This is a genomic window from Wenxinia saemankumensis, from assembly GCF_900141735.1.
Lineage (GTDB): Bacteria > Pseudomonadota > Alphaproteobacteria > Rhodobacterales > Rhodobacteraceae > Wenxinia > Wenxinia saemankumensis.
Genome location: NZ_FQYO01000001.1, coordinates 103,421 through 116,325, shown reverse-complemented (window position 1 = coordinate 116,325; position 12,905 = coordinate 103,421). Strand labels below are relative to the sequence as shown.

Here is a 12,905-nt window from a genome sequence, read left to right as displayed (position 1 = left end):
CGGCGCCTTCCGTCTGGGTGCCCCCGCCCCATATCAAGCGCGCCGGCCCGAGGGCAAGCGCGCGGCCCCCGCATGCGGCCCGCGCGCCGTCACTCCGCCGGCATCGCCCCGTCACCCGGCGCCGCCGGGGCGGGATCTGTGCCCGGCTCCTCCCCCGGATCCGTGCCCGCTTCGTCCGGGCCGGGACCGTCGGGGACCGCGGCGGCACCGTCGCCGATCTCCTCGTCGATCCGCAGGATCGCCGCGTCGGTCACGTCGACAAGGCTGACGCCGAGGATGACGTTGCGCCGGTCCAGGAGGACGGCGGCCCCGCTCTCGATCATCAGGCGACCGAGGACGGGGGTCGCCACGGCGAGGAAGTCCTCGCGTTCTTCCGACAGGCGGGACTGGAGGGCGGCCTCCTTGGCGTCCTGCTCGGCCCGGATGCGCTGCACGCGCGCGTCGAAGGCGTCGGCCGCCTCGCGGAAGGCGGCGGGGTCCATGCCGGGGCGCCGCTCGGTCAGGTCGACCTCCTCGGCCGTCAGCTGCGCCTCGAAGGCCCGGTTCTCGGCCGCGAGCGCCTCGGTCTCCTGCCGGATCTCGGCCGCGATCCGCTGGCCGAAGGCGCTCTCGGCGAAGAGCCGCTCGATGTCGATGGTCAGCACGGCGCTGCGGACCGGCCCGGCCGCGGGGGCCGCGCCGTCCGGCGTCGCGGCCGGCCCCGGGGCAGGCGCCGGACCGGGCGCCGGACCGGGCGACACCGGCCCGCCACCCGTCCCCTGCGCCACCAGCGCGCCGCCCGGCCCCAGCGCGAGCGCGGCGGCGATCAGCGCCGCGCGTCGCATCAGAACCGCGTGGCGACGGACACGTCGAAGTTGCGCGCCCGGTCCTCGTCCTCGATCTGGATGGGTTCGGAGAAGTCGAAGCGCAGCGGCCCGATCGGCGTGTCCCAGAAGACCGTGAGGCCGGCCGTCGCCCGCGCCGTGAAGTCGTTGTAGAGGATGTCGTCCTCGGTGAGCGAGCGGGTGTCGCCCACGTCCCAGACCGACCCGTAATTGACGAAGGCGCCGCCCGAGATGCCGTATTCCTCGGGCAGGCCGAGCGGGAACTCGGTCTCGAGCCGCAGCACGGCGTAGGATTCGCCCCCCAGCGCGTCGAGCGTGTCGGCGTCGCGCGGCCCGATGCCCGCGAACTCGAAGCCGCGGAACCGCGTCCCGTTCAGGAAGTAGCGGTCCGTCACCCGGCTCCGCCCGTCCTGGTAGGACAGCAGCCCCCCCTCGAGCGTGGCGCGCAGCACGACATCCTCCTGCAGGACGCGGGTCTGGGCCATCGCCATGCCCGTCGTCTCGATGAAGGTGCGGTCGCCGAAGCCGAATTCCTGGCCGAAGCGGACCGCGAAATCCGACCGGCTGTCGAAGCCCGAGCGGCGCGTGTCCCAGCTGTAAGAATAGCCGACGGACTGCGTCCAGAGGCCCCCTTCCGCCGCCTCGGCCTGGATCAGCGGGCTCGCGCTGTCCGAGACGTTGACGATCTCGGTGAAGTCGGCGGCGTAGTAGACGCCGAGCCGGCCGTAATCGCTGATCGGGAACTGGAACGAGGGCGAGAGGCGGAATTCGCGCGTGTCGTAGAGCGATTCCTCGTTATCCGTGTTCGTGTAGCTCGCCTCGAAGCCGAAGCGCAGGTCGCGGTTCAGGAAGTTCGGCTCGCTGAAGTCGAAGGAAAGCACCTGGCTCTCGCGCCCCGCCTGCAACGAGAAGGACAGCCCCTGCCCCCGCCCGAGGAAGTTCGCCTCGGCGAAGGACGCGACCAGCGAGACGCCGTTATCGGAATTGAAGTTCGCCCCGAAGGAGAGAGAGCCGGTCGGCTGCTCGACAACGTTCACGTCGACGATCGCCTGGTCGGGCGCCGATCCGGGCCGGGTATCGACCGCCACGTCGGCGAAGTAGCCGAGCGCCCGGATCCGCTCCGCGCTGTCCTGGATCTCGCGCCGGTTCAGCGGGTCGCCCTCGACCGTGCGGAACTGGTTGCGCACCACCCGGTCGAGCGTGGTGTTGTTGCCCTCGATGTCGATCCGCTCGACGAAGACCCGCTCGCCGCGCACCAGCGCGTAGTCGATGTCGAGCGCCAGCGCGCGATCGTTGCGGGTGATGCGCGGCTCGACCGTCAGGAACGGCACGCCGTTGCGCGCGCCCAGCCGCTCGAGCCGCTCGATGTTCTCGTCGACGAATTGCGGCGAGTAGACCTGACCCTCGCGCGGGCGGATCGCCTGCACGTAATCGGCCACGTCCGCTTCGGGGATCTCGGACGAGACGGTGACGTTGCCGATCCTGAACTGCTGCCCTTCCTGGATGTTGAAGGTGATCAGGTAGGCGTCGCGCTCGGCCGTCAGGCTGACATCGGCGCCGGTGATCTGCATGTCGACATAGCCGCGCGACTGGTAGAAGTCGCGCAGCACCTGCTGGTCGAACTCGAACCTCGCGGGATCGAACACGTCGCGCTGGATGATCTGGCGCAGCAGACCCGCCTGCTTGGTCTCGAGCACGCCGCGCAGACGCGCATCCGAGAAGGACCGGTTGCCGACGAAGGAGATGCGCTCGATCTCGGAGACGCCGCCCTCGGCGATCTCGTAGACGACGTCGACGACGTTGTTCTCGCGCTCGATCAGGACCGGGCGGACGGTGGCGTTGATCCGGCCGCGGCGGGCATATTCCTCGGTGATGAGCAGCGCGTCCGCCTCGACATTGGCGGGGTTGTAGACCCGCCGCGCGGTGCCCGAGACGAGCGCCAGCAGCTCCTCGTCGCTCAGGCGGCTGTTCCCCTCGAAGGCGATGCGGCCGATCGTCGGGAATTCCTGGACGTTGAGGACCAGCGTGCCGCCCTGCGGCACCGCGTCCACGCTGGCGAAGAGGCCGGTATTTCGGATCGCCTGGATGCCGTCGTTCAGCTGGCCGGCGGTCACCGCCTCGCCGCGCGAGATGCCGAGATAGGACAGGATTGTCGCGTCCTCGAGCGCGACGTTCCCGTTCACGACGACGTCGTTGAAGGCATAGGTCTGGCCTGCGGCGGTTCCGGCCCAGAGCGCGGCCGACACGGTGCCCGCCAGGACCGCCGCGCGGCGGCCGCGCCGGGTGATCATACGCCTCGCCGCGCGATGCGCCGCCTGCCCGTGTCCCGCCATCTGTCCCGCCTGTTCTGCTTGGCCCCTCGTGTAGTCCGGACTAGCCGAGGCGCAATATCTTGTCAAAACGTCAGACGCCCCCGGCGTCATATCGGCGGGGGCGTTCCTGTCGGGCGACGCTGAAGACGGGGCTGCGGCGCTCAGCCCGCCATCCAGCCGGCGAAGCAGAGCGAGGCATAGAGCACGCCGATCGCGGCCACGCGGTCCCAGTTCAGGGACATGAGGAAGGCAATCCTGCGGGTTTCCGTCGCGATGGTCTGCATGGTCGGGCCGAAATCTGGAATGGGTCGCTGCCCAGCCTTGTGACCTGAAATTCGGGCGAAAGTTTGACGCGCGGTCAGGCCCTCGAGGGCCCGGACTCATGAGCCGCCGAGAGACGGCGCGGCCCGTGTGCCGCCCGGGCCCCGTGTCCCGCGCCGGGCCCCGTGTGCCGCGCCGGGGCCCTCCGCGCGGCCTGCCCGCGCGTGGAGCCTCGACTCGAATGGGTCACGGGCACAGGATCAGGTCGTTGAGCAGCGCGAAGCACATCAGCGCCAGGACGATCGCCAGCCCCGCCGCCATCATCACCCGCAGCGCCCCGTCCGAGGGCATCCGCCCCGTCACCGCCTCCCAGGCGTGGAACATCAGGTGCCCGCCATCGAGCACCGGCACGGGAAAGAGGTTCAGCAGCCCCACCGCGACCGAGATCACGCCGAGGAACCACAGGAAGCTGACCGTGCCCTGGCTCGCCATCTGGCCGCTCGTCTCGGCGATGCCGACGGGGCCCGAGAGGTTGCAGGTCGAGATCGCGCCGGTCAGGATGTGCCACATCCCCGACAGCGACGACGACACGATGAAGCCGATCTGCTGGCCCGACTGGACGAAGGCCTCGACGGGGCCGGACCGCTCCATCACCGGGGTGAACATCAGGTCCGCCCCGGCGCCCAGCAGCCAGCGCGTCTCGAACCCGCCGCCCGGCAGCGGCAGATCGGTGCGGCGCGGCGTCAGGGTCACGTCGAAGCTCTCGCCGTCGCGCCAGACGGTCAGGTCCATCGGCGCGCCGCCGGATTCGCGCACCGCGTCGACGAGCTGATCGAAGGCGTAGACGGGGTCGCCGCCGACCGCCGTGACGACATCGCCCGGCCGCAGCCCGCCGTCATAGGCCGCCGAGCCGGGATTGATCGACCCCAGGAGCGAGGGGAACGGATAGGGCGCCGCGATCTCGATCGTCTCGCCGTCGCGCACGATCGTCCAGACCGGCGCGGGCTCCACCGGCAGGTCGGCCGGGAACTGCCCGCCCTCCAGCGCCTGCCCCGCGACCGCGAGCACCTCGTCCCCGGGCAGGAGCGTCTGCTCGAAGCTGTCGGGAAGCGGCGTCAGCTCGCCCACGCTCAGCGGGTCGGCCGGGCGGCCCTGGCTGAACAGGACCGCGGCGAAGAGGAGGAACGAGAAGACGAAGTTGAAGGCCGGCCCCGCCGCCACCGTCGCCGCGCGCGCCCAGAGCGGGGCGCCCAGCATGGTCCGCCGGCGGTCGGCCTCGCCGACCTCGGTCGACCCGACCGAGGCGGCGTTGGCGTCGCCCAGGAACTTGACGTAGCCGCCCAGCGGCAGCGCGGCGACCTGCCAGCGCGTGCCCCGGCGATCCACGCGGCTGAACAGCACCGGACCGAAGCCGAGCGAGAACACCTCGGCATGGATCCCCGACCAGCGGCCGACGATGTAGTGGCCGTATTCGTGGACCGCGACGATGATCGAGATCGCGACGATGAAGGCCAGGACCGTGAAGGTCGCGCCGCCGAAGCTCGGCAGGGTCTGGATCAGGTCCACGTCTCGTCTCCTCGCAGGTGCGTCGCAGGTCGGGTCGCAGGTCTCAGCGCGTCAGCGCCGCGGCCGCCTCGTCGGCGCGGGCGCGGGCGTCGGCGTCGATGCCTGCCACGCTCTCTACCGTAATCGCGGCGGAATGCAGCCCGCCTTGCGATGACATCCTGTCGATCACGCGCGCGACCACCTCGGCCATTCCCGGGAACGGGATCCGCCGGGCGAGGAAATGGTCCAGCGCCCGCTCCTTCGCGGCGTTGAAGGCGGCGCCCGCATGGCCGCCGATTTGCATCGTCTCGGCCGCGAGGGCCAGCGCGGGATAGCGCGCGGGGTCGGGCGCGGCGAAATCGAGCCGCCCCACCGCGGCGAGGTCGAGCCGGTCGACCGGCAGGTCGCGCCGCTCGGGCCAGTGCAGCGCATGGCCGATCGCGTGGCGCATGTCGGGCGCGCCCAGATGGGCCATCAGCGCGCCGTCGGCGAACTGCACGAGCGCATGGACCAGCGATTGCGGATGGATCACCGCCTCGATCCGCGCCGGCTCGATGCCGAAGAACTCGCGCGTCTCGATCAGCTCCATCGCCTTGTTGAACATCGACGCGCTGTCGACCGTGATGCGCTGGCCCATGTCCCAGTTGGGATGGGTCGCGGCCTCTTCGGGGGTCGCGTCCTTCAGCCGCTCGAGCGGCCAGTCGCGGAAGGCGCCGCCGCTGGCGGTCAGGATCACCTTCTCGACGGCCGAGGCCTCTTCCCCCCGCAGCGCCTGGAAGATCGCCGAATGCTCGCTGTCGACCGGCAGCACCCGCGCCCCCGCCCTGCGCGCCCGCGCCATGACGAGAGGGCCCGCGCAGACCAGCGTCTCCTTGTTGGCGAGCGCCAGCGTCGTGCCCTGATCCAGCGCCGCCAGCGAGGGGGCGAGGCCGGCGAAGCCGACGATGGCCGACATGATCCAGTCCGCCGGGCGCGCCGCGGCCTCGATCACCGCCGCCGTGCCGGCCTGCGCCTCGATCCCCGACCCGTCCAGCGCCGCGCGCAGGTCGTCCAGCAGGTCGGGCTCGGCGATCACCGCGACATCTGCCCGCAGCCGCCGTGCGTCCTCGGCGAGGCGCGCGACGTTGCGCCCGCCGGTCAGCGCGACCACGTCGTAGAGCGCGGGCTCGCGGGCGATCAGGTCGATGGTGCTCTGCCCGATGGAGCCGGTGGCCCCCAGGATCGTGACCCGCCTCAAAAGCCGACCCCGGGCAGGTCGAACAGGCCGACGACCAGCAGCAGAAACAGCGAGGCGCCGAGCAGCGCGTCGAACCGGTCGAAGAGGCCGCCATGCCCCGGGATCAGGGTCGAGCTGTCCTTGACCCCCATCCGGCGCTTCAGCGCGCTCTCGGCCACGTCGCCCATCTGTCCGGCAAAGGCCAGCGCGACCGAGAGCGGGATGATCTCCCACGAGGTGCGCACGAAGAGCAGGTCGAACACCGCCCCCACCAGCGCCGCCGCGACCCAGCCGCCGATCGTGCCCGACCAGGTCTTCTTGGGGCTGACGCGGGGCCAGAATTTCGGCCCGCCGAGGGATTTGCCGACGAAGTATCCGGCCACGTCGGCGGCGATGATGATCAGCACCATCCAGACCAGCCAGGTGAAGCCGTATTCGTGCCGGAACATGACGAGGCCCCAGCCCGCGATCTGGATGCCGAGGGCAAAGGCCAGCCAGGTCCGGCGCTCGCGCCGGAGCGTCGCCCAGCCGACGATCGGCGCGACCAGGAACAGCACCGCCGCCCAGGGCGAGGTGAAGGTCAGCATCCCCGACAGGACCGACGCGACCAGGGCGGCGAAGATCGAGCCCGAGGTCGGACGCCCCGGCTCGATCATCATCCACAGCTCCCACACCATCACGGCGCAGGCGAAGACGGCGAGCATGGTGAACCACGGCCCGCCCAGGATGATGGCGACGAGGCCGATCACCGCGATCACCGCGCCCGAGATCAGACGCGGCGCGAGATCGGCCCAGCGATCGCCCGCGCCGGGCGGGGTGGCGGGTTGCCCGGTCACCGTCCCGTCAGGCCTTTACCGCCCCGAAGCGGCGGTCGCGGATACCGAAGGCCCGGATGATGCGGGAGAATTCGGCCTGCGTGAAATCGGGCCAGAGCGTGTCGACGAACTCGTATTCCGAATAGGCCGATTGCCAGAGCAGGAAGTTCGAGATCCGCGCCTCGCCCGAGGTGCGGATGACGAGGTCGGGGTCGGGAAGGACACGGGTGTCGAGGAACTTCGCCAGCGTCTCGGCATCGACGTCCTGATGCGTCAGCCGGCCCTGCTCGATCTCGTAGGCGAGCCGCTTGGCGGCACGCGTCACCTCGTCCCGGCCGCCGTAATTGATGGCGATGGTCAGGTGCACGCGGTCGTTGCAACTGGTCAGCATCTCGAGGTCGTCCATCAGCGCGACCAGCTTGTCCTCCAGCCGGACGCGGTCGCCGATGAACCGCACCCGCACGCCGCTCTTGAGCAGGGCCCGGGCCTCGCGCTCGATGTAGCGGCGGAACAGGCTCATCAGGCCGGCCACCTCGGTCTGGGTGCGCTTCCAGTTCTCGGTCGAGAAGGCGAAGATCGTCAGGTACTTGACGCCGAGCTCCGGGCAGGCCTCCACGATCTCGCGGACGCGCTTGGCGCCGGCATGGTGGCCGAAGAGGCGGGGCTTGCCGCGGGACTGCGCCCAGCGTCCGTTGCCGTCCATGATGACGGCGACATGGCCCGGGCCGTTCCCGGTGGCCGTCGTCCTGATCTGTTCGTCGCGGGCCATTGCCGGCCTCCTTCAGCGTGGAACTTCCGGCCGAACCTGCCCCGACGGGCCGGCCGCTTGATCGTCGCGCGGCGCCCCGGACCCGGCCGCCGCGACCCGTCGCCCTCAGACCTGCATGATCTCGGACTGCTTGGTCTCGAGCGAGCTGTCGACCAGCTTGATGTGCCTGTCCGTCAGCTCCTGCACCTCGGCCTCCCAGAATTTCTGGTCGTCCTCGGACATGCCGTCGGCCTTGGCCTTCTTGATCTGGTCCATGCCGTCGCGGCGCAGGTTGCGGATAGCGACCCGGGCCCGCTCGGCATAATCGCCCGCCACCTTCGTCAGCTCGCGCCGGCGCTCCTCGTTCAGTTCGGGGATCGGCAGCATGATGATCGTGCCGTTCAGCTGCGGATTGATGCCGAGCCCGCTCTCGCGGATCGCCTTCTCGACCTTGCCGACGAGGGCCTTGTCCCAGACGTTGATGGTGACCATCCGCGGCTCGGGGACATTGACGGTCCCGACCTGGTTGATCGGCGTGGGCGAGCCGTAGGCGTCGACCATGACCGGGTCCAGCATCGAGCCCGAGGCGCGCCCCGTCCGCAGCGAGGCGAATTCCGTGCGCAGGTTGGCGAGCGCGCCTTCCATGCGGCGCTGGAGATCGCCCGTGTCCAGTTCGAAATCGTCTGCCATGACGCTGCCCGCCCTCTTCGTTGTCGGCCCGCCTGTCCCGGCGGCCCGCAGAGCTATAACGGGACGGCCCGCGGCTGTATAGGCCGCGGGCCGCCCACCATCCGTCCGCGCGGCGGCCGGCCGCCGGCGCGCGGACGGCTCAGGCCGAGAGCAGATCGTCCGCGAAGACGATGTCGTCCGCGTCGCGCACGCCCAGGAGGGTGATCCGGTCGCCGTCGCCCTCGAGCGTGAGCGTCACGGTCAGGAACCGGTCCTGGACCCGCGCCACCTCGACCCCGCCCAGGTCCAGGACGTCGTGCCGCACGTCGAAGTCGAAGATCGTCGCGTTTCCGCGGTCCCCGTCCCCGGCCGCCCCGTCCGCGAAGACGAAGGCATCGGACCCGCTGCCCCCGAAGAGCAGATCGGCCCGACCCTCCCCGAAGACGATCCTGTCGTCGCCGGCACCGCCCAGGATCCTGTCGTTGCCCTCGCCGCCGTCGATCTCGTCATCGCCGTCGCCGCCGAGGATGTAGTCCCCGCCCGCGCCGCCGAAGATCAGGTCGTCGCCGCCCCCGCCGAAGGCGACATCGGTGCCGCGGCCCAGGACGATCTCGTCCCCCGCGGCGGTCCCCGCCACCACGTCGCGGCGGTCGGTGCCCTCGATCAGGGTGCGCAGGTCGAACCCGACGATCACCGGGTCGTGGTCGGAATACCGCGCCGCGGTCGTCTCGTCGTAGAGGTCCGGGTCGCGCCCGAAATCGAGGTTGTAGTCGAAGGCATCCGCCTCGTTCGAGTTGATGTGCCACTCGGTCGCGCCGGTCAGCTCGCTCGCGAGCCTCTCGTTCGCGAAGGCGTAGTCGAGCGTTCCGACCAGCCCGTCGAAGACGTAGCTGTAGGGATCCTCGATCGCCGCCGCGGCGAGGTCGGTGAAGCCCGCCGCGCGCATCACGTCGATCGGGTCCTCCTGCGCGTAGGCGTTGAAGTCGCCCAGGACGAGCTGCCGGGACGCGCCGGTCCCGGTCGGGTCCGAGGCCAGCCAGTCGGCCAGGATGTCGGCCGCCGCCTCGCGCGTGGCGTCGTTGTTGCCCGCCCCGTCGCCCTGATCCTCGTCCTCCGGCAGGCCGGAAAGAGAGCCCTTGGACTTCAGGTGGTTGACCGACACCGTCACCAGCTGCCCGGTGCCGAGATCCTCGAAGGTCTGGGCGATCGCCGCCCGGTTCAGGTCGCGCCCGGCGCCCAGAGGGTCGAGGAAGTCGCGGCCCTCGAACTCGGTCAGGATCGCCATGTCGCCGACCGTCTCGACGCGGTCGGTGCGGTAGATCAGGGCGTTGGCGATGGCGTCGGTGCCGACGAATTCCTGCCCCGGATCGACCCAGGCATAGACGTCCTGCCCCAGCTCGGCATTGAGCCGGGCCACAAGGTCGGCCACGGCGATGTCCGCGCCGGCGAAGTCGTTCTCGATCTCGACCAGTCCGAACACGTCGGCGTCGATCTCGAGGATCGCGTCGACGATCTTGCCCGCCTGCCGCTCGAACTCCTCCGCCGAATTGGCGCCGCGCGCCTCCAGCCCGATATCGGTATTGCCCGACAGCGTGGTGAAGTAGTTGAGCACGTTCATGCCCGCGGCGCGGAAGTTGCCGCCCACGTCCTCGGGGCTCTCGGGGCGGACCTGCGTGTTCTCGTAGGTGCCGGTCGGATCCTGCAGGCGGAACTGGTCGAAGCCGTAGCCGAGCACGCCCGAGAGCCGGGACAGCGTGTCTCCCATCGAGAAGGTGTCGGATGGGGACAGCACGCCGTCATTGCCGTCGATCACCGTGATCTCGGCCGGGTTCTGCGCGCTCGCCCCGTCATCGACATAGACCGACGAACGGGCGACCTGCTGCAGATAGGCGTCGTTCCCCGCCGCGTCGGGTTCGGCGAACTGGGTGAACTGCTCGAACCGGTCGGTCGACAGCTGGTACTCGCCGAAGCGGTCGAGGTTGAACAGCTCGGTGACCAGCATCTCCTGCGGCAGGTCGATCAGCATTCCCTCGTAGGCCTCGAGATTGGCGACGTAGCCGCCCGAGCCGTCGATCATCACGTTCGCCACCGGGAACTCGACCTCGACCGAGCTGGGCAGCGCCACGCCCGAGGCGATCGCCTCGACCGACATGGCCGAGATCTGGGTCTGGCCGGAATACTCGCCCACGGTGCCGGTCACCGTCACGAGATCGCCCACCGCCACGTCGAGCCCGTCCAGCGCGCCGGCAAAGACGAACACGCCCTCCGACGTCAGCGGGTTGTCGTCCCAGTCCGCATCCTCTTCCTGCAGGTAGAAGCCGCGCAGACCCGACATGAAGTCGGCCGTCACGACGGCGGTCACCGACACGGTCGTCCCGGCGAGGGGCGAGACGTCGTCGACGCCCGACACGGCATAGGCGCTGGTGCCGGCGGTTCCCTGGATCTGCGAGATCAGCACCTCCTGCGGGGGCTGGACCGGCGGAACGGCCCCGCCCGGGCTGGGCGTTCCGGCGACGAAGCTGCCGTCGCCCTGGCGGATCAGGCTCTCGCCCTCGCTGTCGCCGTTCGCGTCCTCGTCGTACTGGACCGTCTGGCCGAGCGCGGCGAGCAGGCCGGTATCGGCCGCATCGTTCGTGCCGTAGACGACGGCGTCGACGAGGTTCGTGGTGGTCGCCGCCTCCCCGGTGGCGGGCGCCCCGCCGAGATAGAGCGCGACCGCGTCGGCGCCGTTCTGCAGACCGTTGGTCGTCCACGCGACGAGGTCCACGTTGTCGACGAGGTCCGAGCCGATGACGAAATAGCCGTCCTCGTTGGTGCTGTAGCCGTCGAGCGGGATCGTCGTGTAGGCGGCATCGCCATTGCCGTTGAACAGGACGAGGGTCAGCCCGTCGAGCGAGGTGTTCCCCGCGCCGCCGTCGAACAATTCGACGAATTCGGCGCTGTCGGTCCCGTCCTGGTCGGCGTCGATCTCGCTGATCCGCACCGGGCTGGTCGGGCCGGGATCGGGATCGGGGCCGGGACCTGTCGGTCCCCCGTCGGAGAGGACGATCTCGTCGATCGCGATGTCCTCGTCCCCCGAATCGAACTGGAAGGTCAGCCGCAGGTCCAAGAGCGATCCGGCCCCCGCGATGGCGGAGGAGAAGGTCTGGAACTGCGAGGTCAGCGCGGTGCCCCCCAGCAGCGGCGCCGAATTGAAGGTGCTGCCGTCGTTCTGGACAAGGAACAGGCCGGCCCAGGCGCCGCCGTCGATCCGGTACTCGACCAGAAAGGAATCCCCCGAATCCCAGTCCTCGTTCCCGTCGCTGGCATCGTCCTCGGCCAGGTCGATCGACAGCGACAGGCCGGACAGGCCCGAGATGTCGATCCCGTCGAAGGACAGCGTCGCCGGCAGCGCCGCGCCCTCGCCGTCGATGTCCTGCGCGGCGAAGTAGTGCGACCCGGTCGCGCCCGTCACCTCGTAGCCGGACCCGATCCCCGTCCCGTCCGTCCGGGTGAAGAAATCGTAGGAGCCGTCGCTGAATTGCGGGATGCCGGTGGTGTACCGGGTGCCCGACCCGTCGGTCTCGAACCCTTCGCGAAAGATGATGGCCATGCTCGTTCCCCCTGCTGGCGCCGCTGCAGGCGCATTATGGGCAGGTTCATCACGGACGGGTGACATGGCGCGCATGACGTGGCGCAACCCGGGGGAACGGGCGGGAATTCGCTGACCGGATGGTCAGGATCCGGGCGCCGCGAACGGCAGGACCGCGGGGTCAGCCCTTCACGGTCGTGTAGGTGCCCTGCCCCGCCAGGATCCCGCGGAAGCCGCCGGGCTCGTCCAGCGAGAAGACGATGATCGGCAGCCGGTTGTCCCGCGCCAGCGCGATGGCGGAGGCGTCCATCACGCCCAGATTCCTGGCCAGCGCCTCGTTGTAGCTGACCGTCTCGTAGCGCTTGGCGTCGTCGAATTTCTTGGGATCCTTGTCGTAGACGCCGTCCACCTTGGTGCCCTTGAAGATCGCCTCGCAGTTCATCTCGCTGGCCCGCAGCGTCGCGGCGGTATCGGTGGTGAAGTAGGGATTGCCCGTCCCGGCGGCGAAGATGCAGACCCGCTTCTTCTCGAGATGGCGCACCGCGCGGCGGCGGATATAGGGCTCGCAGACCTGGTCCATCGGGATGGCGCTGATCGTGCGGGTATGGATCTTCAGCTCTTCCAGGGCCGATTGCATCGCCAGCGCGTTCATCACCGTCGCCAGCATCCCCATGTAATCGGCCGTCGTGCGCTCCATCCCCTGCGCGCTGCCCTGCAGCCCGCGGAAGATGTTGCCGCCCCCGATCACCATGCAGATCTCGACGCCGAGATCGTGCACGCTCTTCACCTCCTGCGCGATGCGCTGGACGGTCGGCGGGTGCAGGCCGAAGGCGGTCTCGCCCATCAGCGCCTCGCCCGAGATCTTGAGCATGACCCGCTTGAATCTCACGGGCGCGTCGGAGGCGGCGGTCGCGGTGACGGTCATGGGGGGATCCTCCGGAAGG

10 protein-coding genes are annotated in these 12,905 nt (G+C 70.1%); all 10 read right to left on the bottom strand.

Translation table 11 applies throughout. The features are described 5' to 3' along the window. Nucleotides 1-89: 89 nt before the first annotated feature. Nucleotides 90-824 (bottom strand): OmpH/Skp family outer membrane protein, encoded by a 735-nt coding sequence (locus tag BUE30_RS00495; RefSeq protein ID WP_073325640.1) that lies wholly within the window; start codon nt 822-824, stop codon nt 90-92. After that, the gene (gene bamA, locus BUE30_RS00490; RefSeq protein WP_083600968.1) at nt 824-3,115 is read right to left on the bottom strand and encodes an outer membrane protein assembly factor BamA; all 2,292 of its coding nucleotides are present in this window, start codon (nt 3,113-3,115) and stop codon (nt 824-826) included. Before bamA ends, BUE30_RS00495 begins: the two co-directional genes overlap by 1 nt. 182 nt (nt 3,116-3,297) lie before the next feature. Then, complete coding sequence (locus BUE30_RS18130) at nt 3,298-3,420, bottom strand: hypothetical protein (protein WP_280157010.1); 123 nt, start codon at nt 3,418-3,420, stop codon at nt 3,298-3,300. Nucleotides 3,421-3,643: 223 nt separating this feature from the next. Next, a complete protein-coding gene (gene rseP, locus BUE30_RS00485; RefSeq protein ID WP_073325636.1) occupies nt 3,644-4,963 on the bottom strand; it encodes an RIP metalloprotease RseP in 1,320 nt (439 codons plus the stop codon). A gap of 43 nt (nt 4,964-5,006) precedes the next feature. Next, on the bottom strand, nt 5,007-6,179 hold the full coding sequence (gene dxr / locus BUE30_RS00480) for a 1-deoxy-D-xylulose-5-phosphate reductoisomerase (protein WP_073325634.1): 1,173 nt from the start codon (nt 6,177-6,179) through the stop codon (nt 5,007-5,009). Beyond that, nucleotides 6,176-6,994, bottom strand: coding sequence for a phosphatidate cytidylyltransferase (locus BUE30_RS00475; protein WP_073325633.1), 819 nt, complete (start codon nt 6,992-6,994; stop codon nt 6,176-6,178). The genes dxr and BUE30_RS00475 overlap by 4 nt, the downstream gene beginning before the upstream one ends. Before the next feature lie 7 nt (nt 6,995-7,001). Continuing rightward, on the bottom strand, nt 7,002-7,742 hold the full coding sequence (gene uppS / locus BUE30_RS00470) for a polyprenyl diphosphate synthase (RefSeq protein WP_073325631.1): 741 nt from the start codon (nt 7,740-7,742) through the stop codon (nt 7,002-7,004). 105 nt (nt 7,743-7,847) lie between these two features. Further along, the gene (gene frr / locus BUE30_RS00465) at nt 7,848-8,411 is read right to left on the bottom strand and encodes a ribosome recycling factor (RefSeq protein WP_073325630.1); all 564 of its coding nucleotides are present in this window, start codon (nt 8,409-8,411) and stop codon (nt 7,848-7,850) included. Nucleotides 8,412-8,550: 139 nt separating this feature from the next. After that, nucleotides 8,551-11,982, bottom strand: coding sequence for an ExeM/NucH family extracellular endonuclease (locus BUE30_RS00460; RefSeq protein WP_073325628.1), 3,432 nt, complete (start codon nt 11,980-11,982; stop codon nt 8,551-8,553). 160 nt (nt 11,983-12,142) lie between these two features. Continuing rightward, on the bottom strand, nt 12,143-12,886 hold the full coding sequence (gene pyrH, locus BUE30_RS00455) for a UMP kinase (RefSeq protein WP_073325626.1): 744 nt from the start codon (nt 12,884-12,886) through the stop codon (nt 12,143-12,145). Nucleotides 12,887-12,905 lie beyond the last annotated feature (19 nt).